This is a genomic window from Rhizobium mulingense (assembly GCF_029194105.1).
Taxonomy (GTDB): domain Bacteria; phylum Pseudomonadota; class Alphaproteobacteria; order Rhizobiales; family Rhizobiaceae; genus Rhizobium; species Rhizobium mulingense.
The window spans coordinates 278,957-301,926 of the sequence record NZ_JARFVE010000006.1; the positions used below are offsets into that span (position 1 = coordinate 278,957).

At 60.6% G+C, this 22,970-nt stretch carries 22 protein-coding genes and 1 pseudogene; 8 read left to right on the plus strand and 15 right to left on the minus strand.

The genetic code is table 11. The features are described from left to right. Positions 1–159: 159 nt before the first annotated feature. The 8 genes from PYR71_RS16410 to PYR71_RS16445 all read right to left on the minus strand — a co-directional run bounded on the left by PYR71_RS16410 (position 160) and on the right by PYR71_RS16445 (position 7,905). A complete protein-coding gene (locus tag PYR71_RS16410; RefSeq protein WP_275620091.1) occupies positions 160–1,047 on the minus strand; it encodes an AraC family transcriptional regulator in 888 nt (295 codons plus the stop codon). 451 nt (positions 1,048–1,498) lie between these two features. Continuing rightward, entirely contained in the window at positions 1,499–1,888 is a 390-nt protein-coding gene (locus PYR71_RS16415) for a RidA family protein (RefSeq protein WP_183915676.1), read from the minus strand. Next, positions 1,889–2,470: an NAD(P)H-dependent oxidoreductase gene (locus PYR71_RS16420; RefSeq protein WP_183915674.1), complete on the minus strand. Its 582-nt coding sequence runs from the start codon at positions 2,468–2,470 to the stop codon at positions 1,889–1,891. Further along, positions 2,467–3,876, minus strand: a complete 1,410-nt coding sequence (locus PYR71_RS16425) for an FAD-binding oxidoreductase (protein WP_275620092.1) — start codon at positions 3,874–3,876, stop codon at positions 2,467–2,469. Before PYR71_RS16425 ends, PYR71_RS16420 begins: the two co-directional genes overlap by 4 nt. 1 nt (position 3,877) lies before the next feature. Beyond that, positions 3,878–5,191, minus strand: coding sequence for a cytosine deaminase (locus PYR71_RS16430; RefSeq protein WP_275620093.1), 1,314 nt, complete (start codon positions 5,189–5,191; stop codon positions 3,878–3,880). Further along, entirely contained in the window at positions 5,191–6,024 is an 834-nt protein-coding gene (locus PYR71_RS16435) for an ABC transporter permease (RefSeq protein WP_275620094.1), read from the minus strand. Before PYR71_RS16435 ends, PYR71_RS16430 begins: the two co-directional genes overlap by 1 nt. After that, a complete protein-coding gene (locus PYR71_RS16440) occupies positions 6,024–6,848 on the minus strand; it encodes an ABC transporter ATP-binding protein (RefSeq protein ID WP_275620095.1) in 825 nt (274 codons plus the stop codon). Before PYR71_RS16440 ends, PYR71_RS16435 begins: the two co-directional genes overlap by 1 nt. Positions 6,849–6,888: 40 nt before the next feature. Next, positions 6,889–7,905, minus strand: a complete 1,017-nt coding sequence (locus tag PYR71_RS16445; RefSeq protein ID WP_275620096.1) for an ABC transporter substrate-binding protein — start codon at positions 7,903–7,905, stop codon at positions 6,889–6,891. Positions 7,906–8,087: 182 nt separating this feature from the next. Between PYR71_RS16445 and PYR71_RS16450 the strand changes: the two genes are divergently transcribed. After that, a complete protein-coding gene (locus tag PYR71_RS16450) occupies positions 8,088–9,038 on the plus strand; it encodes a LysR family transcriptional regulator (RefSeq protein ID WP_275620097.1) in 951 nt (316 codons plus the stop codon). Positions 9,039–9,063: 25 nt separating this feature from the next. Here PYR71_RS16450 and PYR71_RS16455 read toward each other — a convergent pair whose 3' ends face one another. Beyond that, positions 9,064–9,861, minus strand: coding sequence for a creatininase family protein (locus PYR71_RS16455; RefSeq protein ID WP_275620098.1), 798 nt, complete (start codon positions 9,859–9,861; stop codon positions 9,064–9,066). A 237-nt stretch (positions 9,862–10,098) separates the two neighbouring features. Between PYR71_RS16455 and PYR71_RS16460 the strand changes: the two genes are divergently transcribed. Next, a complete protein-coding gene (locus PYR71_RS16460; protein ID WP_275620099.1) occupies positions 10,099–10,578 on the plus strand; it encodes a DUF2938 domain-containing protein in 480 nt (159 codons plus the stop codon). 210 nt (positions 10,579–10,788) lie between these two features. On the opposite strand, the gene PYR71_RS16465 is transcribed toward PYR71_RS16460, so the two are convergent. Genes PYR71_RS16465 through PYR71_RS16475 form a run of 3 tightly spaced genes read right to left on the minus strand, consistent with a single transcriptional unit; the run spans position 10,789 to position 13,781 of the window. Further along, complete coding sequence (locus PYR71_RS16465) at positions 10,789–11,430, minus strand: ThuA domain-containing protein (protein ID WP_275620100.1); 642 nt, start codon at positions 11,428–11,430, stop codon at positions 10,789–10,791. 18 nt (positions 11,431–11,448) lie between these two features. Continuing rightward, positions 11,449–12,549 carry a Gfo/Idh/MocA family protein gene (locus PYR71_RS16470; protein ID WP_275620101.1) on the minus strand — a complete coding sequence of 367 codons (1,101 nt, stop codon included), beginning with the start codon at positions 12,547–12,549 and terminating at the stop codon, positions 11,449–11,451. A 32-nt stretch (positions 12,550–12,581) separates the two neighbouring features. Further along, positions 12,582–13,781 (minus strand): ROK family transcriptional regulator, encoded by a 1,200-nt coding sequence (locus PYR71_RS16475; RefSeq protein WP_275620102.1) that lies wholly within the window; start codon positions 13,779–13,781, stop codon positions 12,582–12,584. Between the two features lie 199 nt (positions 13,782–13,980). Between PYR71_RS16475 and PYR71_RS16480 the strand changes: the two genes are divergently transcribed. From PYR71_RS16480 to PYR71_RS16500, 5 genes and pseudogenes are all read left to right on the plus strand, one after another. After that, the gene (locus PYR71_RS16480; RefSeq protein WP_275620103.1) at positions 13,981–15,285 is read left to right on the plus strand and encodes an extracellular solute-binding protein; all 1,305 of its coding nucleotides are present in this window, start codon (positions 13,981–13,983) and stop codon (positions 15,283–15,285) included. 79 nt (positions 15,286–15,364) lie between these two features. Then, entirely contained in the window at positions 15,365–16,303 is a 939-nt protein-coding gene (locus PYR71_RS16485; protein WP_275620104.1) for a carbohydrate ABC transporter permease, read from the plus strand. Next, complete coding sequence (locus tag PYR71_RS16490) at positions 16,296–17,144, plus strand: carbohydrate ABC transporter permease (protein WP_275620105.1); 849 nt, start codon at positions 16,296–16,298, stop codon at positions 17,142–17,144. The genes PYR71_RS16485 and PYR71_RS16490 overlap by 8 nt, the downstream gene beginning before the upstream one ends. Before the next feature lie 113 nt (positions 17,145–17,257). After that, positions 17,258–17,884 (plus strand): annotated as a pseudogene (locus tag PYR71_RS16495) (ABC transporter ATP-binding protein); the annotation flags it as partial. Continuing rightward, positions 17,881–18,240, plus strand: coding sequence for a TOBE domain-containing protein (locus PYR71_RS16500; protein ID WP_275620106.1), 360 nt, complete (start codon positions 17,881–17,883; stop codon positions 18,238–18,240). The pseudogene PYR71_RS16495 and the gene PYR71_RS16500, both read left to right, overlap by 4 nt. Positions 18,241–18,523: 283 nt before the next feature. On the opposite strand, the gene kdgD is transcribed toward PYR71_RS16500, so the two are convergent. From kdgD to PYR71_RS16515, 3 genes are all read right to left on the minus strand, one after another. Further along, the gene (kdgD, locus tag PYR71_RS16505) at positions 18,524–19,450 is read right to left on the minus strand and encodes a 5-dehydro-4-deoxyglucarate dehydratase (RefSeq protein WP_275620107.1); all 927 of its coding nucleotides are present in this window, start codon (positions 19,448–19,450) and stop codon (positions 18,524–18,526) included. A gap of 36 nt (positions 19,451–19,486) precedes the next feature. Next, positions 19,487–20,461 carry a mannonate dehydratase gene (locus tag PYR71_RS16510; RefSeq protein WP_275620108.1) on the minus strand — a complete coding sequence of 325 codons (975 nt, stop codon included), beginning with the start codon at positions 20,459–20,461 and terminating at the stop codon, positions 19,487–19,489. Positions 20,462–20,526: 65 nt separating this feature from the next. After that, the gene (locus PYR71_RS16515; protein WP_183915637.1) at positions 20,527–21,237 is read right to left on the minus strand and encodes a FadR/GntR family transcriptional regulator; all 711 of its coding nucleotides are present in this window, start codon (positions 21,235–21,237) and stop codon (positions 20,527–20,529) included. A 131-nt stretch (positions 21,238–21,368) separates the two neighbouring features. Between PYR71_RS16515 and PYR71_RS16520 the strand changes: the two genes are divergently transcribed. Next, positions 21,369–22,964, plus strand: a complete 1,596-nt coding sequence (locus PYR71_RS16520; protein WP_275620109.1) for an ABC transporter substrate-binding protein — start codon at positions 21,369–21,371, stop codon at positions 22,962–22,964. Positions 22,965–22,970 lie beyond the last annotated feature (6 nt).

Sequence of the window (22,970 nt, forward strand, 5' to 3'; positions counted from 1 at the left end):
CTTTTCAGTTCGGGGGCTAGCGCTCCCCGCTCGATGAGACAGGTGTACAGGCGGAACCGGTCGGCAGTATTTTCAGTTCTTGCTACGCTATGCGCAAATCTTGCGCTCCGGCGTGCCGGCATGCGCGAACCGAGAACTATCTCCGATAGGCGGAAGCCGCTAACCGGTGAAGAGCGCGCGGTATTGGCCGGGCGTCAAACCGGTCATGTTCCGGAAGACCCGGGTGAAATTCGCCTGCGAGCCGAAGCCGGTATCGAGCGCGATCTCCACGAGCGAGGACCGTGCGAGCCGGAGCTTTTCCTTGGCCGCCTCGATCCGTCGCTCGGTGACGTAGCGATGCGGCGTCAGCCCGGTAGCCTTGCGAAACATGCGGGCAAAATGAAAGGCGCTGAGGCAAGCCTCCGCGGCAAGGTCATCCAGCGAGATTTCGGCTGCGATGCGGGCTTCAATGAAATCGAAGACGCGTTGCAGCCTTCTTGGGTCGACAGTCGGCGCCCGTGCGGCAGGTTGCCAGCGAACAGACGAATAGGTGCCGAGCAGGTGCGCCGCCAGCGCCGTCTGGATGCCGTCCAGATAGAGGCGATCAGTCGGTTCAAGGCTTCTGTTCAACAAACCTCGAAAGAGTTGACCGATCTGCAGCACCATGGGATGGGGGACGCCTCCCGCATAGGCGAGCTGCACCTTGGCCGGATCGATGTCGAAGTTTGAAAGTGCGCTCTCACCGACGAGCGACGGCGGCAGGAAGATGTGGAGGGACTCGGGCATGGTACCCATGATTTCTACACCGCTCTCATGGACACCCGCTGGACATATCCAAGCGACACCGGGGCGGGCAATCGCATCCCGCCTGTGGCCGTCACCCGTCCACCTGATCTTCGACTGCCCCGAGAGCAGGACGGCTATTTCCGTGCATTCGAGTGTAAGGTCGACCTGCCAGCCCGGATCGAAATGTCTGAGCTCGACCTGCAGCGATGAGCAATCAACGAGCCCACCCACTCGCTCACTGGTCCGATACTTTCTGTCACCTTGCGATTCCACGAAAGACATGACGCATCCATGCCGCCAATGTTACAAATTCGTATTGTTCAGTCTCGGTAAGGCAGATTGCCGCCGCCACGCTATGTGATCTGCGCTCAACTTTGATTTATTGAATGAAAACGTCCAGCGATGCCGGATTGCTGTCAGAGCACAAGCATTACGATCAGTATTTTTGGCTAAATTGCAGAGGAGCGCAAGACCTTGGTGCCAATCGATACCGCACCCCTCTTGCGGTTTCCGCCGCCAGCATGTCAGGCGTTGCGGTCGGATGTTCGTTCCCTTGCCGATGCCCCGTAAGACCAGCAAGTCTAGTAGATCGTCGCGTCTTTCGATGACCCGACCGCATCGACGCCGCACGCGAAAAGAGGGGCCGTACCATCTCGAAAGCTTGGATGAGCGGCGATACGAAGCTGGGGAAGGGGGCAACTGACGGGTGGATGTTCCGAGGCGTCTCGCTTCATCAGAACACTTTGGCGGCCGTAACTTCGACTTCCACAACGAATTCCGGGCGGGTGAAACCGGCGACGACGATCAGCGTCGAGGTCGGTTTCGGATCGAGCGTATATCGATCCCGGACCTGCATATAGTCGGCGAAGTGCTCGCGCTTCGTCACAAAACCCGAGATGCGGATGACGTCGGCGAAATTCATCTCCGCCTCTGCAAGAATCGCCTTGATCGCCTCGAAGCAAAGTTCTGCCTGCGCGCCGACATCCTCCGGCACCTCCTCGTCGAGACCAACACCGAGTTGCCCGGAGGTCACGAGCAACGAGGCGCCCGGCGGCACCAGCAATCCATGATTGTAATTTCCGAAGGGACGACGAACGGAAGAGGGATTGAAGATCTTCTTCATCTAGAACCGCTCCATCGCTGTCTTCACCTTCTCCAGAAACCGCGCCCGTGTTTCCGGTGTGCAATTGTTCATGTCGTAATGCGCAAGAAAGGTAACCGGCCTTAGCGGATTGATCTGCGCTCTCAGCACACGTTTGACGATTTTCTTCGGCGGGTTGCCGGCGGCGAAGGCGCGAAACGGCGTGGCGCCGTATGTCAGAACGGCCGCGAGCTTTCTGATATGGCGCAGCCGCGATTCCACCTTGCCGTCGACGAGGTCGAAGGAAACGCCGGGAAGCCAGACGCGGTCGAAATAGCCCTTGAGGATCGCCGGGAATCCGAAGTTCCAGATCGGCGTCACCAGCACCAGCCCTTCGGCCTGCTTCAGCCGCTCGACATAGGGTTTCACCAGGTCGGTGTTGGCAGGGTAATCGTGATAGGTGAGCCTGTCCTGGCGGGAGAGCACGGGATCGAATTCCTCGGCGTAGAGATCACACCCATCCACGGCATGGCCGGCTTTCTCAAGGCTTTCCAGCGCCTGTTTGTAAAGCGACTTGCCATAGCTTTCCTCCACAGGATGCGAATGTAGCACCAGAACCCTCATGAGGCCTCCATGACGCTCGCAAGCCCTGGAAACAGATAGTTCTTGCCGGCATTGAAGTCGAAATCCGGATTCTCCCAGGCAATCATCTTGCCGGGATTCAGCAGCCCGCGGGGATCGGTTTCATGTTTGAAGGCGAGCTGCACCTTGTCGGTGCGCTTCATGCCGCCTTCCTCCAGCGTGTAACGGTGCGGATTGAAGATCGGGCAGCCGTGGTCCTGGTGGATCTTGATGATCTCTTCGAGCCGTTCCTCCGTGGTGTAGCGCACCAGCGGCAGGCCGGAGCATTGGATCTGCCCGTCGAACTTGATGAATTCGAGATGGCCCGGCACTTCATCACCGAAAATCTCCACCATCTTGGCGACCTTGGCCACATGATCCGGTCCAGGATACTGAACCTGCAGGTAGGTGAAGCCAGGATCGACCTTCAGCGCACGCAGCGTCGTGTGGTTCCAGGCAAGCTCATAGGCATGCGGAATGCCTTTCATGCTTTCGACCCTGTCGGAGCGGAACATGATCTCGCCCTTGTGAGCCGCGGCAAAGGCGAGGAAAGCATCCATGGAATGCGGCGCGATCATCAGCACAACGACCGACTGGCCCTTGCGGATATAGGGTTTATGCCGGGTGAAATAATCGTGCGGTATCGGTGCGGCGATCGGCGCGATCTCCTTGACCAGGATGCCGTTGCATTTGGCGAGCGCATCCGAGAAGCGCACGGCAGCCATGAAATCATCGTAACCGACGAGTACGTCGACCCAGTCATAGGCTGACGCCAGCGGCATCTCGATCTCGGTGATGATGCCGTTGGTGCCATAGGCGTGGCTGACCTTCTGCAGGTCCCAGCCGGTAAGGTCGAGCACGCGTGGCTCGGCCTCCATGGTGACCACGCGCAGGCGCAAAATATTGCCGAGATCGCGCAAGCCGCCCCAGGTGATCGAGCCGACGCCGCCAGAGCCCCCGGCGATAAAGCCGCCCACTGTTGCCGTCTGGGCCGTCGAAGGATGGAAGCGTAACTCCTGGCCGGAATGGGCCTTGGTCTGCTTGTCGAGCTGAGCAAGAACGATGCCCGGTTCGCAGATCACCCGGCCCGGATGGATTTCCTTGATCTCATTCATGGCCGCAAGGTTCAGCACGATACCGCCTGAAAGCGGCATGGCCTGGCCGTAATTGCCGGTGCCGGCGCCGCGCGGGGTCACCGGTACGCCATGGGCAAAGGCGACCTTCAAGGTCCGGATCACCTCCTCCTCGTTCTTCGGGGTGACGACGAGATCGGCCGTCACATTGTCAAGCTGCGCCTTCAGGATCGGCGAATACCAGTAGAAATCACGGCTCTTCTGGCGCACCAGCGCCGGATTGTCCTCGAGGGCGATACCCTCGAGTTCTGTTTTAATCCTTTGATAATCCGGCATGTCAGGCTCCAACGAGGTTGTCGAGTTCACGGTAGTCCGGCAGGCTGCGGTCGATCACCTTGCCGCGGCGAAGTACCACGCGGTCGGACTGCGGACGGGAAAGAAATTCGCTCCAGCATCGGGCGCTGAAGAGCACGAGATCGGCTGAGGCGCCGGCGGCGATGCGCCCGTTATCGGGCCGGCCGAGAATATCGGCGGGCGAGGTGGTGACGACCCGCGCGGCTGTATCCAGCGGATGGTCGAGATGCAGGATGCGGACCGCCTCGCGGAAGACCTCCACCGGGTCGAGATCGCCATAGGCATAGAATGGGTCGCGGGTATTGTCGGAGGCGACCGCCGTTGCGACGCCCGCCGCAGCCAATTCCTTGAACAGGGTAACGCCCCGCCAGCGAGGCGTGCGGCTGGGGTAGCGGTCCTGCAGATACATGTTGCACATCGGCAGCGAGACGACGGCGACACCGGCCTCTGCGACAAGTGCGACCGTGCGCTTTGCCGTCTCTTCGTCGTGACGGGCGAGCGAGCAGCAATGGCCGGCCGTCACCTTGCCCTCGAAACGGTTGCGCAACACGGCCTCAGCGATTGCCTTCAAGCTTTCAGCGCCCGGATCGTCGGTCTCGTCGACATGCAGATCGACGTCGAGACCGTTATCGGCCGCCGCTCTGAACAGCGTGTCGAGCTGGCTTCCGAGATCAGAGCTCATCCGGGTGACGCCGCCGATCAGGCCGCCCTTGTCGCGAACGACGGCGACCAGGTCGGCGAAATAGGCAGCATCCGCCATGTTTTCCATCGGAAAGAGCGCCACCGCCTGCAAAGCGATCCGATCCTTCCAAGCCTCGCGCATCTCGGCAAAGACCTCGAAGGAAATGCGATGCTGCGGCGCCAGGGAGTCGAGATGGGTGCGGATCAAGCTGGTGCCGTGCGCATAGGCCGAGCGCAGGGAGAATTCCATGCGCTTCTTCACGTCGCCGGCCGACCAGTTCGCTTCGCGGTCGGCGCGCACTGCCTCCAAAGCTCCCGGAAATGTGCCATCCGGATTGGCGCTGCGCGGCCAGATATGACCCTTGTCAAGATGGGTGTGCATGTCGGTGAAGCAGGGCCAGACCATGCTTTCCCTAAGATCCGATTTGGCCAGTTCGGCAGGCGCTCCGCCGGGCGGCAGCACCGCGGCGATCATGCCGTCGGTGATGACGATGTCGGCTTTGACGAGCCCCTCGGCGGCGGGGGCGTCGTAACCGGTGACCGCAGCGGCAGGCAGCGTTGCGTTGCTCAGCACGAAGCGGCCGGCATTGGGTGGGGAGATGAAGGAATGGGTCATCAGTTTTCCCGTTTCAGGCTGCTCTCGTGCCAACGGTGCAGGGCAAGCCAGGAAATGAAGGAGGTGACGGCAAAGATCGCCACGCCGAGCAGGGAGAGCATCAGCAGCGCCGCAAACAGGCGCGGAATGTTCAGCCGATATTGGGCTTCGAGAAGCCGGAAGGCGAGGCCGGAACCAGCGCCCGCCGAGCCCGCGGCAAATTCCGCGACGACGGCGGCGATCAGCGCCAGTCCGCCGCCGATCCTGAGGCCTGTCATGAAGTAGGGCTGGGCGGCAGGCAGCTTGAGAAAGAACAATGTCTGCCAGCGGGATGCGCCATAGAGTTCGAAGAGATTGATGAGGTTGTGATCGACGCTTTTCAGCCCCTGGACCATGTTCGAAAGGATCGGGAAAAAGGCGACGAGGAAGGCGCAGATCAGCAGCGCCACCTGCGTCGACGGCGCATAGATCAGGATCAGCGGCGAGATTGCCACGATCGGTGTCACTTGCAGGATGACGGCCAGCGGATAGAAGGCGAGTTCGATCCAGCGCGACTGCACCAGGAAGATTGCAAAGCCGACACCGCCGACAAGCGCCAGCATCAGAGACATCAGCGTGATCTTGGTTGTGACCCAGAGGGCAGGGGCAAGCGTACCCCAGTCGGTCACGAAGGCGTTCGCCACCGCCGCCGGACCGGGCAGGATGTAAGGCGGTATGCCGGAGAGCTTCACGTAGGCGGACCAGATCAGGATCAGCGACACGATGACAAGCAAGGGGGTGCAGATGCGCAACGCCAGGTCCCGGCGTCTTGCGCCAGCGGCAGGGAATGGCGGTGCATCGCTCTCACTGCGCATCAATGGTTCTCCGTCGCGTTGATCGCTCCGATCAGCGAATGCGAAACCGTCTCGCATGCTTTGCGGTATTCTTCCGAAGTGCGGTAATGCGCATCCCGTTCAACACTGGTCGTCAGCGGAAGGTCGGCATGAACGCGCCCGGGCCGCGCCTTCATCACGACGATCCGGTTCGACAGGTAGGCTGATTCGAACACCGAATGCGTAACGAAGATGACGGTGATGCCTGTCGTCTTCCAAAGCCGCAGAACGTCGTCATTCAATTTCTGGCGCGTTATCTCGTCGAGGGCGGCGAAGGGCTCGTCCATCAGCAGGAGCTTGGGCTTCGTCACCAGCGCACGGGCGATCGATACGCGCATCTTCATTCCACCGGAAAGTTCGCGCGGATAGGCGCCGGCAAAATCCTGGAGCCCGACGGTGCTCAGCACATCCAGGATCCGATCATGTGCAGCTGTCTTCGAGACATGTCTGAGTTTCAACGGCAGATGGACGTTGTCGAACACAGTCTTCCAGGGCATCAGCGTCGGCTCCTGGAAGACGAAGCCGATGTCCCCCTCAGGAAGGCCCTTCGAATTGACGCGCGAACTCGGCCAGTCGATGTCGCCCGACGTGACGTCGCCAAGACCGGCAATAATGCGCAGTGCCGTGGACTTGCCGCAGCCGGAAGGGCCAAGCAGGCTGATGAACTCCCCGCTTTCCACGGAAAGCGTCATATTCGAAAGGGCAACGGTTCCGCTGGAGAAGGTTTTCGAGACAGAGCGCATGACGACCAGCGGCCGCTTGCGCGTCTCTTGCGGGGGTAGGGTCTGAGCTTCAGCTGTCGGCATTGCCGGTCTCGTTCACGAAAGGGAGGGCATTGGCCGGATGCTATTTCTTCATCGCCATGCCGGTGCTCTTGCAGACGAATTTTGTGGTGAAAGCCTTGGTGTAGTCGGTCTCCGGCTTGAACACCTTGATCGCGACCATCTCGTCGAAGAAGGCCTTATAGTGCGCGTCGGTCATGCAGCCGATGCCTTTGTCGAGGCTGTCGCCGGATTCGATGATGCCGTATTCCTTCATCTTGGCGATGGAGTAGGCGATCTGGCCATCCGTCATCTCAGGATTATCCTTCTTGATCAGTTCGTTCGCCTTGCTGTTGTCGCCGTAGAGGTAGTTGTACCAGCCCTCGATCGAGGCATCGACGAAGCGTTGGACGACGTCCGGTTTGCTGTCGATCATCGTCTGCGTGGTGGTGATCATCGTCGAATAGGGCGAATAACCGTTATCGGCGAGCAGGAAGACTTTCGGCTCGAAACCGGCCTGCTTCTGAATCTCATAGGGTTCCGAGGTCAGGTAACCTTGCTGGGCGGAATCCTTGTCTGCGAGGAACGGAGCCGGGCTGAAATTATAAGGCTTGTACTGCTCGTCCCGGAAGCCTTTGAAGTTCGCCTTCATCCATTCGAAATAGGTGAGATAGCCGTCCTTGCCGAGAAACAGTGTCTTGAGCTTGGCGAGATCTTCGAACTTGTCGATGCCGGCATCGGGGTGCGCGATCAGCACCTGCGGATCCTTCTGGAAGATCGCCGCGACGTCGACCAGCGGAATGCCCTGTTCGACGGCGGAGATCTCGCCCTGCGGGCCACCCATGTAAAAGTCGATCTTGCCCGAAATCAAAAGCGCGCTGTTCGCCGCATTCGGGCCGCCCTGGACGATGGTCACGTCAAGGCCATGTTTCGCATAGGTGCCATCGGCGACCGCCTGATAGAACCCGCCATGCTCGGCCTGCGCCAGCCAGTTCGTGCCATAGCTGACTTTGTCGGCCGCTTGCACGGGTGCGATCGAGGCAAGAATTCCGCCGAAGCCGGCAAGTGCGGAAAAGACGGTGTTCTGCAGTATATTGGACATGATCGACGTTCCCCTCGTGAGTCCGCAACGTCTCTGGCGACGTCCGGTTTTCTTCATAGGAGCGATTGCTTTGCTCTTTGAAAAGCATCAAATTTCGTGCGCAATGATGCCTTTTCGGCATCTCACCGAAAGCCTGTGCCTAATTTACGCTATGCGCTTGTTTTTTGTGCAACGAGGTCATGATGCTGCATTCGAGAAAGCTTCTCTATATCAACGAGATCGCGCGCTCGGGCTCGATCCGCAAAGCGGCCGCGCGCTTGAACGTGGCGTCATCAGCGATCAACCGACAGATTTTGGCGCTGGAAGAGGAAATGGGCGCGCCGCTCTTCGAGCGCCTGCCGCGCGGCCTGCGCCTGACCGCAGCCGGCGAGCTCTGCATTGAACATATTCGCGAGGTCCTGAAGAATTATGAGCGGCTGGAGGGCCGCATCCGCAGCCTGAAGATGCAGCAGGCCGGCAAGGTGCGCCTGGTGACCACTGTCGGTTTCGCGGCGGGACCGCTGCCTGACATCATTGCGCGGTTCCAATCGGAGCATCCGCGTGTCTTCATGCAGTTGCGCAATGACGCCGGTACGATGACGGTCAACCCGGTGCTGTCAGGGGAAGTCGATATCGGCCTCGGCTTCAATATTCCTGCTACCCCCGGCATCCGCACGCTTGGCAATTTCGACATTCCGATCGGCGTCGTCTTCCCGCCGGGCCATCATCTCATTGGTCCTGGTCCGATCAACCTGGCCGATATCGTCCAGGAACGCCTGGTGCTGGCCCAGCAGGGAACCAGCCTGCGCGACGTGATCAATCTCGCCCTGGCGCGCCTTGACGTGCATGTCGAGCCGGTTCTTGAAACCAACGCGTCGGAGATGCTGAAGAAGCTGGTCAAGTCCGGAGCAGGGCTGACGATCCTGAACCCGCTCGACGTCATCACCGAATGCCGCCAGGGCGAACTCGTCTTCCGGCGGATCGCCGAGCCGCATGCGCGCCATCAGCCAATGAAGCTTTTTGCCCGCGCCCGCGCCCCGCTCGATTCCGCCACCAGCCTCTTCGTCGAATATCTCCTGGCCGAACTTGCCGGACTGGTGGAGGAACTGCAGGCGAAGGGCCACATTGCGGTGGAAAAATCCGCGGCGATATGAGCCGCACCTCGGGTACCAACAGACGTTATTTCAAATAGAGATTGGACAGCGGGTAGCGCTTCAGATCGTGGAGCAGCTCGATAAATCCCTTCACCTGGTGGCGGCAGATCGCTTCGCCCTTTCCGGCTGTCCCGAGCGCGGCATTGCCGACCACACCATTTGGATTGAGATCGTGGGCGATCCAGGCAAGGGAATGGGGCGGCAGAGGCTGGATATATTTCGATTGCTGGAGCATCGATTCCGCCTGCGAGGTGAAATTCTGCGCCTTGTTCATCCGCACCAGATCGGGGCGGAAATGCAGCATCAGCGAGGTTTCTACCTCGCCGCCGTGGATGCCGTATTTCAGCTCGTGTTCGCCGATCATCCCTTCGGGATGGCCGAAGCGGCCCCATTGCGTCGAGACCACGGCCATCTGACAGCGCACCCGCAACTCACGCGCGACGATGCTCATGATGTCGACATTGCCGCCATGCGAATTGACGATCACCATCTTGCGGATGCCGGCTTCGGCGACCTTGGCCCCGATCGCCGTCCAGACGGGGATGAGCAAATCCGCACCAAGCGACAAGGTTCCAGGGCCGTGGATATGCTCGTTTGCCTTGCCGATCTCCTGCGTCGGCAGGACGAGAAAATCGAGGTCACCGGGCTTTTGCCTTCGCAGTTCGGCCAGCATGCCGTTGGCGATCACCACGTCGGTTGCGACCGGAAGGTGCGGGCCGTGCTGTTCGGTTGAGGCGATGGGTAGGATGGCGATCGTCGTATCCGGCGAAAGTCCGGCGAAATCATAGGTGTTCAACTCGTTCCAGTAGAATGGCAGTGCCATCGCCGCGCCTCTCATTGCCCTTCCGATCGTGAGTAAGAAAAATCGTTGCACGCGAAAAGCATCAATTTGCGCCTGCACCGATGCCTTTTTGCGGATGATAGAGGGGTGACGGCCGTGCAAACTGCGTGGTGCGCCGTATCAAACCGGAATTCTGGGGAAGGAATTGATCAGTTGCGCCAGCGTGGCCGCAATGATCTTCTAGCGCCTCCTCCCATCAACGCTTTCCGGTGATTCCCGATGTTCGATATTCTGTGGCGCGGCTTGGCGATCGGCGCCGGCGCAACCATCCTCATGGATCTCTGGGCGATCCTGCTCGCCAAGGTCTTCGGCCAGCCGCCGGCCAATTGGGCGCCGGTCGGTCGCTGGTTCTGGCATCTCGGCCGCGGCAAGGTCTTTCATGACAACATCGCCGATGCCGAACCTTATGCCGGGGAATTGGCGCTCGGCTGGATCAGCCACTACGCCGTCGGCATTCTCTATGGCGTGATCTTCGCGATCATCATGGGGCAGGGCTGGCTCGCCGCACCGACATTCCTCCCCGCCTGGATATTCGGCATCGTCACAGTCGGGGCGGGGTGGTTCCTGCTGCAGCCCGGTCTCGGCCTCGGTTGGGCAGCTTCCAAACATCCGAAGCCGATGAAGGTTCGGTGCTTCAATCTGCTCGCGCATACGGTTTTCGCGCTGGGGCTATTTGGGACGGCGTTGATCATTCGCTGAGATTGCCGAAAACCCCTCGCCAACCCCTCCCCACAAGGGGGAGGGACTAAGCTGTGGCATCCGGCAGCGACCAAAAGCAGAGGTCTTGCTGGCTGCCACCGTTCGACGAATTGATAAGATAGAGTCTATGTGAAGCGGTGCGGCATTCTTAGTCCCTCTTGTGGGGAGGGGTTGGAGAGGGGTCTTTGGGTCCCCGCAAGCCGAACAGCCCTATCGCGCCGCCCAATTCGCGCCGCGGCGGAAGATTGTCTTCATCTCGGGAACGTCGAATTCCTTGGCCTGGTGGCCGAGCGAGGAATAGAAGACGCGGCCCTTGCCGTATCTGCGCTTCCAGACCACAGGCATGACGACGCCGTCGATCCAGTAGGCGTGCTCGCCGGTGAACCTCGTCGTTGCCAGAACCTCGTTCGAGGGGTCGACATGCATGTAATATTGCTCAGAGGTGTAGGGAAAATCGGCGATCCCCTCCATCAGCGGATCGTCCGGCCGGGTGATGTTGACGGTATAGTCGATGACGTTGCCGGGATGGGCCACCCACTGGCCGCCGATGATGAACTGATAATCGACGGAATCGCGAAAGGCATCGCCGGCGCCACCGTGATAGCCAGCAATGCCGACGCCGCTTTCGATCGCGGCCGCGAGGTTCTTGACTTCCTCCTTCTCGATCTTCGACATCGTCATGATCGGCACGACGAGGCTGAGATCATGGACGGAAGGGTCGGCGAGCGCCTCCGTGCCGTGTTCGAGATAAACCTTGAAACCGTCTTCCTCGAGCATGGTCTTGATGATTTCGGCGCATTCCTGCGGCTCGTGCCCGCTCCAGCCACCCCAGACGATCAGTGCTTCACGCATTCTCTTTCCTCCTGAAACTTATTTCGCCAGCCGTCCGTCGACGATGGATTGGGACAAGGGGGCGGGGCGTTCCACCGCCGTTGATATCGTCACCGTTCGGCCGGTTTCGGACGCGGTATGGAAGGCTTCCATAACTTCGAGCACGTGCAGCGCCAGATCGCCATTGGCGCGGTGCGGCCGGTTCGAGCGGATTGCATGCGCCATGTCGGCGACGCCGAGCGAGCGGAAATTGCCTTCGGCATAGGGCGCGGTGACCGGCTGGTCCTCGAAGGCGCCGCCCTTCTTCAGATACTCGACAGGACCGGCAAACTTGTTGGGATCCGGGACGATCAGCGTGCCCTCGGTTCCGTAGACTTCGAGCGGCACATGCTTGTGGCCGGCGACATCGAAGCTCATGGCAATCTGCACGACCGCGCCATTGGCAAAAGCCATCATGCCGGCGACATGGGTCGGCACATGCACGGGAATACGCTCGCCATTACGCGGCTCGCTGGTAATAAGCCGTTCGGCTCGTGGCGTCGTCGCAAAGCCCGCGACCTGCGATACCGGCCCGAGCAGATTGACGAGATCGGTAATGTAATAGGGACCCATATCGAGCATCGGCCCGCCGCCGACCTCGTAATAGAAGGCTGGGTTCGGATGCCAACGCTCATGGCCCGGGCACATGAAGCTTGCCGAGCCGCCGACCGGTTGGCCGATGACGCCCTGGTCGATCAGGGCACGGGCCGTCTGGTGGCCGCCGCCGAGGAAGGTGTCGGGCGCCGCGCCGATGCGCAGATTTCGCCCGCGCGCCGCCTCGGCCAATTTTTTCCCTTCCGCGAAATTAATCCCAAGCGGCTTTTCCGAATAGGTATGCTTGCCGGCCTCAAGCGCCTGCAGCGCCACGGCGACATGGGCTTTCGGGATGGTAAGATTGACGATGATTTCGACTTTGGGATCGGCGAAGAGTTCTTCGACTGATTTGGCGGGAACGTTGAATTCGCGCGCCTTGGCCTCTGCGAGCTCCCGGTTGAGATCGGCGACACCGCGGATATCGAGAATGGGAAAGGAGGCCATCGCTGTGAGATAGGCGCCCGAAATATTGCCGCATCCGATGATGCCGACACCGACTTTGTCCATGAATTCCTCCATTGATCTTGAGTGTGCGCTCCTCAGAGCGCCGGCCCGGTAGTGCTCCAGGGCGATTCGTAGAGTTCGTAGAGCGCTACTGCGGCCGCGCCCTGCGCCCAGAAATCATCGCTCGAATCATCGAAGACGAGTTCACTCACGCCGCGTAGCGACGGCGGAATGGCGAGCGCATAGGCATCGCGCAGGCTGTTCAAAAAGGGTTCGCCGAGCGCCAGGCTGGAGCCGACAAGGATGACGCGGGGCGGCGCAAACAGCGTGACAATGTTGGCGATGGTCAATCCCACGGCTTCGCCGGCGCGGATGGCAGCGCCAATCAACCGGTCGTCGTCGGCCTTGATGAGAGCCTGGGCATGGGTCATGCCGCGCCCGAGGCGGATCGCTTCGGCAAAACGCCCGTCGGCCTGCTGTTCGCCGAGGATCGCGCTTTCGCCGGCCTGGCTGAAAAGCCGCACGATGCCGTTCGGTCCCATGCCAAGCACGAGATCGCCGAGATTGTGGCTGAGGCCGCCGGCGCCACGGAACAGGCGGTTGCCGTGCAACACGCCGAGTCCCAGCGTCTGTTCCAGCGAAATCAACACCATATCCTCGAGATCCCTGGCTCTTCCGAACCAGTGATGGCCGAGCGTGATGGCATGGGCGTCGCTTTCGACGATGGTCGGCGTCGATAGCCGCGTCGACATTTCGGCGGCAAAATCGACATTGGTGTCGCGAAAGATAGGGCTGCTTCTGATGTAGCCGGTGCGATGCTCGACGACGCCGGGAAAGCCGAGGCAGATACTGTCGACATCTTCCAGCGACAGTCCGGCGTCGACGACGCAGCGCCTGACCCCGTCCTCGACCAGATCGGCGATGACGCCGATCGGCTGCCGGTCGATACGGATCGGCAGAGCGAGCTTCGACAGGACGTCACCACGGAAATTGGTGACGACGAACACCATCCGGTTGGGGGCGATCTTGCCGCCGACGACGCGGGCAGCGTCCGGATTGAGCTCCAGCGCCACGCGCGGCCTGCCACGCACAGTCTCATTGCGGATATCGCCTTCATGACGTGGCAGGATCAGCCCATCGTCGAGCAGCGAGGCAGTGATGGCGGAGACGGTAGTCGTCGAGAGTTCAGTCCGTTCGCTGATCTCGATGCGCGAGATCGGACCATGTCGCCGGATGGTATCGAGCACGTTCAAGCGATTGATCGCGCGCATCAATTCTGGATCTGCGGTCTTCATGAAAAACTAGCCGGCATCGTTCGTTTGGGCGGAAGCCAATATTTTTAACGGGTTACGAAATAAATAGCAGGCAATTCCGCGGACCTGTCAAGCGCATTTGCTAAAAATAGCGGCGATCGGGTTGACATCCGATGAAACCTCCGTTGAATTAATCCGCATTGGGGAAAAATTGTGAGGATAGGTCCCCAGGGAGGAAATCATGAATTTCACGCTGAAGAACGCCGGTTTCCGCGGCAGGCGCATCGTATCTATGGCCGCGGCAGCCGGCATGTTGCTGGCCGGAGCAGGAGCCGCCTCGGCGACGACGGTTGTCAAATGGCTGCATCTCGAGCTCGATCCGAAAAATGTCGCGGCCTGGGAGGATATCGTCAAGAAATACGAAGCCCAGCATCCCGATGTCGACATCCAGATGCAGTTCCTCGAAAACGAGGCCTTCAAGGCCAAGCTTCCGACATTGCTGCAGTCCGACGACGTGCCGGATTTCTTTTTCAGTTGGGGCGGCGGCGTGTTGAAGCAGCAGTCCGAGACCGGCGCTCTTCAGGATGTGACGGCAGCCCTCGACGCCGATGGCGGCAAGCTGCGCAAGGCCTATACCCCGGCATCGGTCGATGGCTTAACTTTTGAGGGTAAGACCTGGGCCATTCCCTACAAGGTCGGTCTCGTCAGCTTTTTCTATAACAAGGCGCTGTTCGCCAAGGCTGGCGTCAAGGCCGAGGACATCAAGACCTGGACTGATTTCCTCGCTGCGGTGAAGAAGATCAAGGCAGCCGGCATCGTGCCGATCGCCGGCGGCGGCGGCGAGAAATGGCCGATCCATTTCTACTGGAGCTATCTCGTCATGCGCGAGGGCGGCCAGAAGGTCTTCGACGCGGCCAAGAACGGCGAAGGCGAAGGTTTCCTCGATCCGGCGATCATCAAGGCCGGTGACGACCTCGCCGAACTGGGCAAGCTCGAACCTTTCCAGCCCGGCTATCTCGGCGCCACCTGGCCGCAGACGCTCGGCGTTTTCGGTGACGGCAAGGCGGCGATGATCCTCGGTTTTGAAGCGACCGAGGCCAACCAGCGCAAGAATGCCGGCGACGGCAAGGGCCTGGCCCCCGACAATATCGGTCGTTTCGTCTTCCCGACGGTCGAGGGCGGCGCCGGCAAGCCGACGGACACGCTTGGCGGCCTGAACGGCTGGGCCGTCACCAAGAAAGCTTCCAAGGAAGCAATCGATTTCCTCGCTTTCCTGACGAATGCGGAGAATGAGCGGGCGATGGCCAAATCAGGCATGTTGCTTCCCGTTGCCGTCGGCGCCGATGACGGCGTCGTCAACCCGCTGCTTGCCGAATCCGCTAAACAGCTGGCGGGTTCAACCTGGCATCAGAACTTCTTCGATCAGGATCTCGGTGCGGCCGTCGGCCGTGTCGTCAACGACGTCTCGGTGGAAATCGTCTCCGGACAGATGAACTCCAGGGACGGCGCCCAGATGATCCAGGATGCTTTCGACCTGGAACAATAACCGGCGCCCGCAGAACCTTCCCGGCGCTCCCGATCAAGCGGAGCGCCGGCATTGCTGCCGACGAATGAAAGCAGGATCCATGGCCAATATTTCAGTCCCCTCGATGACATCGGCCGCGAGGCCGGCAAGACGAGCCGCAAACCGGAAAAGCTCGGTCGCCCACGACCGGTTGACGGTGCTGTTGCTCTTCCTGCCGCCGGCACTGCTGCTGTTCACGCTCTTCGTCATCATGCCGATGGGCGAGGCGGCCTGGTACAGCCTCTACAAATGGAACGGCTATGGCACGCCGACCGAGTTCATCGGCTTGCGCAATTTCCAGGTCCTGTTCCGCAATGCCGCCTTCACCCAGGCGCTGGTCAATAACGGCCTGATCATCGTTATCTCGATCTGCATCCAGGTGCCGCTCGCCATCTGGCTGGCTACCATGCTGGCCCATCGCATTCCCGGCGTCGTCGGCTACCGGCTGATCTTCTTCCTGCCCTATGTGCTAGCGGATGTTGCCGCAGGCCTGATCTGGCGTTTCGTCTATGATGGCGATTACGGCCTGTTTGCCGCTATTTCCAACTTCTTCGGCTTCGCCAACCCTTACGTGCTCGCTGACAAGGACGTGGCGATCTATGCCGTGCTTGGGGTCATCGTCTGGAAATATTTCGGCTTCCACATGATGCTGTTCATCGCCGGCCTGCAATCGGTCGATAAGAGCGTGCTGGAAGCGGCCGAAATCGACGGCGTCACCGGCTGGCAGAAATTCCGTTACGTCACGTTGCCGCTGCTCGGCTCGACCTTGCGCCTGTCGATCTTCTTTGCCGTCGTCGGCTCGCTGCAGCTCTTCGACATGATCATGCCGCTGACCGGCGGCGGACCATCGAACTCCACCCAGACGATGGTCACCTTTCTCTACACCTATGGCGTCATGCGCATGCAGGTGGGCTTGGGCAGCGCCGTCGGCGTCGTGCTCTTCATCATCTGCGTGACGCTCGCCTTCGGTTACAAAAGGATCTTCATGCGCCATGACTGATATGAGCTCCTCCATCCGCATGCGCGCCTCGACCCGCATCTATCTCTACGCGTCGCTGACCCTGATTGCCGCCATCGTGCTGATCCCGCTGCTGACGACGGCGCTTGGCGGCTTCAAGACACTGGGCGACCTGCGCACCAATCCCTTCGGCCTGCCGACCGAGTGGCAGTGGGCGAACTACACCGACATCCTCTTCGGCGGGCGTTACTGGCTGCAGATCGGCAATTCGCTGATCATCGCAGCGCTGACCGTGCTGCTGACGCTGATCGTCTCGTCCATGGCGGCCTTCGCCTTCGCCCATGTCCGCTTCTTCGGTTCGTCCTTCCTGCTCAATTATTTCCTGCTCGGCCTGATGTTTCCGGCAGCGACCGCGATCCTGCCGCTCTTCATCCGCATTCGCGATCTTGGGCTGTTGAATACCTACTGGGGCGTGGTGCTGCCGCAGGTCGCCTTCGGCCTCGGCATGAGCATCCTTTTGTTCAGGAACTATTTCCGCAACCTTCCGGAAGAATTGTTCCAGGCGGCCTTTGTTGATGGCTGCGGTTATCTCAGGTTCTTCTGGCACGTCTCGCTGCCGCTCTCCCGGCCGATCGTCGCCACCGTCAGCATCATCTCCTTTGTCGGCAGCTGGAACAGCTACATCCTGCCACTGATCATGCTGAACTCGGAATCGAAATACCCATGGCCGCTCGGCATCATGGTCTATCGCGGCGAATACGGCACGGAATGGCAACTGGTGCTCGCCTTCATCACGCTCACCATCCTTCCCACAATCATCGTCTTTTTCGTCGCCCAGCGGCACATCATCGCCGGCCTGACCGCCGGCGCTGTCAAGTCCTGAGCCGAACTATTGGAGCTGCAATCATGGCATCCGTTTCACTGCACGATGTAAGCAAGGCCTATGGCGCCGTCGACGTTATCCACGGCATTTCCCTTCATATCGACGATGGCGAATTCGTTGCCCTCGTCGGACCGTCCGGCTGCGGAAAATCGACGCTGCTGCGGATGATCGCCGGTCTGGAAGAGATCACCGACGGCGAGATCGCGATTGGCGGCAATGTCGTCAACGCATGACGCCGCGCGAGCGCAACATCGCCATGGTCTTCCAGTCCTACGCGCTTCTATCCGCATATGACTGTGGCGGAAAATATGGGTTTCAACCTGAAGCTTGCCGGCGTCCAAAAGCCTGAGATCGAGGCCCGCGTTGCTGAAGCCGCCCGCATGCTCGATCTCGCAAAGCTGCTCGACCGCAAGCCGGCGCAGCTTTCCGGCGGCCAGCGCCAGCGTGTCGCCATGGGCCGGGCCATCGTGCGCAACCCCGCCGTCTTCCTGTTCGACGAACCGCTTTCCAGCCTCGATGCTAAACTCCGCGTGCAGATGCGTTCGGAGATCAAGACGCTGCACCAGAAGGTGAAGACGACCTCGATCTATGTCACCCACGACCAGATCGAGGCGATGACGCTCGCTGACCGCATCGTCGTGCTCAATCACGGCAGGGTTGAGCAGTCGGTACGCCGCTCGAACTCTATAAAAAACCCGCCAATCTCTTCGTCGCCGCCTTCATCGGGTCGCCGGCGATGAACATGCTCGAAGGCACGGTCACCGGAGAAAACGGCGAACCCACCGCCCGCCTCGACGATGGCACAGCGATCCGTATCGCGCCCGACCGCAAGGTCAGACCCGGCCAGGCCGTCACCATCGGCCTGCGCCCCGAACATCTCATCCCCGGCATATCGGTCGGCACGCCGCTTGGCGGCCGTACCATGCTGGTGGAACCCACAGGCGCCCAGACCCATATCGTCTTCGATCTCGCCGGCCAGCAGGTGACGGCGGTCGTCGACGGCGAATACCCCGCCCGCTACGGCGCCGTCTTCGAGGCGAGTATCGCCAGCGACCAGGTGCATGTCTTCGACCGTGGCAGCGGGATGGCGTTGTAGGCGAAGTTCTGGGGAATGGCGAGGGTGCGGCGCATCGTCTTCTCCCCTCGGGGAGAAGGTGCCGGCAGGCGGATGAGGGGGGCGGAACGGCACCCCCTCACGTAAATTCTATTCCGGCACGCGGGCGGAAATGCCGTGCGCAGCATCCCGCACATAGTCGAGATGAGCCGGAGGAGAAGACCGGCATCGTCGGCCCCCTCATCCGCCCTACGGGCACCTTCTCCCCGAGGGGGAGAAGAGGGAATCGAGAGGGCGCGGCAGATACTCCTGCCGTCCTCGGCGATTATTCCGCCGCAATCCGCGAGACGCCGTTGGCCTGCACGATTTTCTCCAGCAGCGCCAATTCTTCCTGGGTGAGATCCGTCAAAGGCGGGCGCACCGGGCCGGGGTTCTGGCCGAGCACTCGCAGGCCGGCCTTGATGATCGAGACGGCATAGCCTTTCTTGCGGTTGCGCAAGGCGACGAAGGGGAAGAAGAAGCCCTTCAGGATTTCGTCGACGGTCGCCTGGTCGCCGGTGCGCAAGGCGCCGTAAAAGCGCTGGGCCAGCGCCGGGACGAAATTGAAAACGGCCGAGGAATACGTTGTAACGCCGGCGGCGAAATAGGCTTGCGCATAAACTTCATGGGTCGGCATGCCGCCGACATAGACCAGCCGGTCGCCGAGCAGCGTGGTGATCTCGATGACCTTGTCGACATCGCCGACGCCGTCCTTGAAGCCGATCAGATTCGGGCATTCCTCGGCAAGGCGCGCGATGCTTTCGGCTGTCAGGATGGCGTTGTCGCGGTTATAGACGATGACGCCGATGCCGACCGATTGGCAGACCGCCTTGACATGGGCGATCAGGCCTGCCTGTTCGGCAAACATCAGATAGGGCGGGAGCAGCAGCAATCCGTCGGCGCCTGCCTTTTCGGCCGCCCGTGCGATTTCGATGGCAAGCGACGTGCCGTAGCCGGTTCCGGAGATGATCGGCGTATTGCCCGCCGACGCCTTGGCGGCTCGGACGACCTGCGGAATCTCGCTCGGATTGAGCGAGAAGAATTCCCCGGTGCCGCCGGCGGCAAACAGTGCGGCGGCGTCGTAACCGGCAAGCCACTCCACATGGCGGCGGTACTTCGCCTCGTCGAATTTCAGCTGGTCGTCGAAATGCGTGACCGGAAACGAGAGCAGACCACTGCCGACGGCCTTCTTCAATTCAATCGGGTTCATCATCAAGTCCTATTCCTTACGTGTTGAAATTGGGCGGCGTCAGGCGCTCTCGAGCATTTGCAGAAGCGCTGCGATATAGCCGTAGCAGAAGGCGAATGCCGTGGCGGACGGATCCTTGCCGCTGACGGTCGGCACATGATCGGGCATCAGCATGTATTTGAAGCCGACTTCCTTATAGATCCGGGCAGAGCGGACCATGTCCATGTCGCCCTCGTCGGGGAAGGTCTCCATGAAGGACAGCTTGCCGCCGCGGATGTTGCGGAAGTGGACGTTGAAGATCTTGCCGCGCTCTCCGAACCAGCGAATGATGTCGTCGATCTCTTCGCGGGGATTTTCAAGCATTTCGCCGACCGAACCCTGGCAGAAATTGAGGCCGTGATACGGGTTCTCGCGCATCTGCACGAACTTCTTCAGGCCTTCCACCGTGCCGAGCACACGCGTGACGCCGCGATAGCCGGGCGGTGTGTAGGGATCGTGCGGATGGCAGGCGAGGCGGACGCGGTTACTTTCGGCGACCGGCACGACGCGTTCGAGGAAATAGTCGATCCGCTCCCAGTTTTCGTCTTCGGAAAGCACGCCGGCAAGACCGGGTGCTGCCTGCTGATCGGTCTTCTCCCAGCGGAAGCTCGCATTCATCGAGCCGCCGCGCCCCGGCTCATCCGGCGTGCGCGGAATGCCGATCAGGTTGAGATTGTATTTCACCGCCGGAATGCCCGCCTTCGCGACATTCTCGATCATTGTGCAGACGGCATCGATCTGCCGGTCGCGCTCGGGGCCGGCAAGTAGGATATCGGGATAGGACGCCTTCTCGATCGGCTGCGAGGGCAGGGGCAGCTGGATCATGTCGAGGATCAGGCCGAAGCTCTCGACCTTGTCGCGGTGACGCTCGATATCGGCAAGCGTCCAGCTGCTCGGCTTGCCCGGTGGGTCGGCGCTGATATGTTTGACGCCCAATTGCGCGAAAATGCGATAATCGTCGTCATCGCGCGCCGCCACCTGTGTTCCCAGATACATCGGAGACCCTCTTAAAGTTCATCAATGTCATATGACATAATACGAATTTCTGAGAGTGTCGAGCCCTATTGCTGTTCGGCGAGCATGCGGTAGCGACGCTGGCTGGCCATCAGATGGGCGCGCATCGCCTGACGGGCGCGCTCCGCGTCCTGATCGGCGATCGCCGAAAGAATCTCGACATGTTCGGCATAGACCTTTTGCAGATATTCGCGGTCATTGGCTTCAGGCAGCGTCGGAAACTGGCCGCGCGGAATGGCGCGTGGGCCGAAATGGCGCAGGACGTCCACGTAAAACCGGTTGTTGGTGGCGGCGGCGACCGCCATGTGAAAGGCGTAGTCCGCTTCCACGGTCTGCTGTCCGGTCTCGATCATGCCCGCCATTTTCCGATTGGCCTCGCGAATCGCCGCTTCCTGCTCGGCGGTGCGGCGATAGGCGGCAATGGCTGCCGCCTCACCCTCGGTCGCCATGCGAAACTCCAGCAATTCCAGCGTTTCCGGAATACTCTTGATCTCGACCGGCGTCAGCGACATGACGGAATTTACCTTCGGGTCCGCGACGAAGACGCCTTTGCCCTGGATCGGCCGGACGAAACCCGCCGCCCGCAAATCGGCGATGGCCTCGCGCACGACGGTGCGGCTGACGCCGAAGGTCGATTCGAGCTGGGGTTCGGTCGGCAACTGATCGCCGACGCGCAATTTCCCGGTTTCGATTTGCGCCCGCAGCTGATCAATGACCTGCTGCGCCAGTCTTTGCCGACCACGGCCGAGTGCTGTCATTCTTCGTTCCCCAGTTCCTTGGCTCACGTCTCCCGCTCGGCACTTGCAAATCGAATTCGACTTCGATAAATCATAATACGACATACGGGCGACATAATATGTCTCTTATAGTAATCTAGGGAGGAGTTGCAATGAAGCATTTTTCTAAGAGCCTGTTCGTCGGCGCCGTCTTCGGTGCTCTGACGATCGCTGCGCCGCTCTCGTACGCCGCCACGCCGAAGGACCAACTCGTGATCGGAACATCATTGGCGCAGGTCCTGTCGCTCGATCCGCATCAGGCGACCGAGGGCAAGGCGGTCGAAATCATGTCGAACCTCTACGACCGCCTGGTCAACAGCACGCCGGATGGCAAGATCGTGCCGCAGCTGGCCGAAAGCTGGAAGGTCGATGACAAGGGCATCACCTTTACGCTGCGTCAGGCCAATTTCGCCTCCGGCAATCCGGTGACATCAAAGGACGTCGTCTATTCGATCGGGCGGCTTCTGAAGCTCGACCAGGCTGCTGCGGCGAACCTCAAGCGCGTCGGCTATGACAAGGACAATGTCGACAAGCTCGTCACCGCAGTCGACGACAAGACGGTTCGCATCGATTTTTCCGGCCAGGTGACCGCCGAGATGTTGCTCTATCGGCTCGCGGCATCGACCACCAGCATTGTCGACAGCGTCGAAGTGCAGAAGCATGTCGCCGACAATGACTGGGGAAATGCCTGGATGCGCACGCACTCGGCCGGCTCCGGTCCGTTCACCCTGAACCGCTGGTCCCCCAACGAGCTTGTCATCCTCGACGCCAACAAGGATTATGTCACCGGCGCTCCGAAGATGAAGCGCGTCATCGTCCGCCATGTTCCGGAAAGCCAGGTCGAGCGGCTGATGCTCGATCGCGGTGACATCGATATCGCCAGCGCCCTGACTGCCGCCGATCTCGCCACCTTCAAGGACAAGCAGGGTTTTACCATCCAGCGTATCCCGACGGGCGGCTTTTACGTGCTGTCGATGAATGCCGGCAACCAGTACCTGTCCAACCCGAAGGTGCGTGAGGCCATTGCCTATGGCATCGACTACAAGGGCATCGAGAAGACGATCATGGGACCCTACGGGCGGGCGAGAAACGTTCCGGTTCCGGAGAATTTCGGATCTGCGATCCCGAATCCCGACTGGCATCTCGACGTCGAAAAGTCGAAGCAGCTGTTGGCCGAAGCAGGGTTCAAGGAGGGCTTCTCGCTGACGCTGAAGACGATCGCGCAGACGCCGCGCATCGATCTTGCCACGGCCATCCAGGCGTCGCTCGCCCAGGTCGGCATCAAGGTCGATATCCAGCAGGGCAACGGCTCGGAAATCATCGCCGCCCATCGCGCCAGGGATTTCGATCTGCTGATCCCGCAGACCAGCGCCTACATGCCGAACGTGCTCGGCTCGATGGAGCAGTTCTCCTCCAATCCCGACAACTCGAAGGAAGCCAATAACGCCGGCAACTTCGTCTGGCGCTCGGCCTGGGACATTCCCGAACTCACGGCGCTGACGGCGAAGGCGTCGATGGAGCCGGACGCCAAGAAGCGCGGCGAGCTCTATGTCGAGATGCAGAAGATGTTCGTCGAGCAGAAGCCGGCGGTGCTGCCGATGTTCGAGCGGTTCGAGCCGATCGTCCTGTCGAGCAAGGTTGAAGGATATGTCGGTCATCCGACCCAGCTGACGCGGCTTGAGAGCGTCACGAAGTCTGAAGCCCAGTAATACTCC

Coding starts and splice junctions, on each gene's coding strand:
- PYR71_RS16415 (WP_183915676.1), bottom strand. CDS start 1,888: ATGAAGAAGATCTTCAATCCCTCTTCCGTTCGTCGTCCCTTCGGAAAT.
- PYR71_RS16470 (WP_275620101.1), bottom strand. CDS start 12,549: ATGGACAAAGTCGGTGTCGGCATCATCGGATGCGGCAATATTTCGGGC.
- PYR71_RS16425 (WP_275620092.1), bottom strand. CDS start 3,876: ATGCCGGATTATCAAAGGATTAAAACAGAACTCGAGGGTATCGCCCTC.
- PYR71_RS16465 (WP_275620100.1), bottom strand. CDS start 11,430: ATGCGTGAAGCACTGATCGTCTGGGGTGGCTGGAGCGGGCACGAGCCG.
- PYR71_RS16490 (WP_275620105.1), top strand. CDS start 16,296: ATGACTGATATGAGCTCCTCCATCCGCATGCGCGCCTCGACCCGCATC.
- PYR71_RS16515 (WP_183915637.1), bottom strand. CDS start 21,237: ATGACAGCACTCGGCCGTGGTCGGCAAAGACTGGCGCAGCAGGTCATT.
- PYR71_RS16510 (WP_275620108.1), bottom strand. CDS start 20,461: ATGTATCTGGGAACACAGGTGGCGGCGCGCGATGACGACGATTATCGC.
- PYR71_RS16520 (WP_275620109.1), top strand. CDS start 21,369: ATGAAGCATTTTTCTAAGAGCCTGTTCGTCGGCGCCGTCTTCGGTGCT.
- PYR71_RS16455 (WP_275620098.1), bottom strand. CDS start 9,861: ATGGCACTGCCATTCTACTGGAACGAGTTGAACACCTATGATTTCGCC.
- PYR71_RS16435 (WP_275620094.1), bottom strand. CDS start 6,024: ATGCGCAGTGAGAGCGATGCACCGCCATTCCCTGCCGCTGGCGCAAGA.
- PYR71_RS16500 (WP_275620106.1), top strand. CDS start 17,881: ATGAACATGCTCGAAGGCACGGTCACCGGAGAAAACGGCGAACCCACC.
- PYR71_RS16445 (WP_275620096.1), bottom strand. CDS start 7,905: ATGTCCAATATACTGCAGAACACCGTCTTTTCCGCACTTGCCGGCTTC.
- PYR71_RS16485 (WP_275620104.1), top strand. CDS start 15,365: ATGGCCAATATTTCAGTCCCCTCGATGACATCGGCCGCGAGGCCGGCA.
- PYR71_RS16450 (WP_275620097.1), top strand. CDS start 8,088: ATGCTGCATTCGAGAAAGCTTCTCTATATCAACGAGATCGCGCGCTCG.
- PYR71_RS16460 (WP_275620099.1), top strand. CDS start 10,099: ATGTTCGATATTCTGTGGCGCGGCTTGGCGATCGGCGCCGGCGCAACC.
- kdgD (WP_275620107.1), bottom strand. CDS start 19,450: ATGATGAACCCGATTGAATTGAAGAAGGCCGTCGGCAGTGGTCTGCTC.
- PYR71_RS16475 (WP_275620102.1), bottom strand. CDS start 13,781: ATGAAGACCGCAGATCCAGAATTGATGCGCGCGATCAATCGCTTGAAC.
- PYR71_RS16430 (WP_275620093.1), bottom strand. CDS start 5,191: ATGACCCATTCCTTCATCTCCCCACCCAATGCCGGCCGCTTCGTGCTG.
- PYR71_RS16410 (WP_275620091.1), bottom strand. CDS start 1,047: ATGTCTTTCGTGGAATCGCAAGGTGACAGAAAGTATCGGACCAGTGAG.
- PYR71_RS16440 (WP_275620095.1), bottom strand. CDS start 6,848: ATGCCGACAGCTGAAGCTCAGACCCTACCCCCGCAAGAGACGCGCAAG.
- PYR71_RS16420 (WP_183915674.1), bottom strand. CDS start 2,470: ATGAGGGTTCTGGTGCTACATTCGCATCCTGTGGAGGAAAGCTATGGC.
- PYR71_RS16480 (WP_275620103.1), top strand. CDS start 13,981: ATGAATTTCACGCTGAAGAACGCCGGTTTCCGCGGCAGGCGCATCGTA.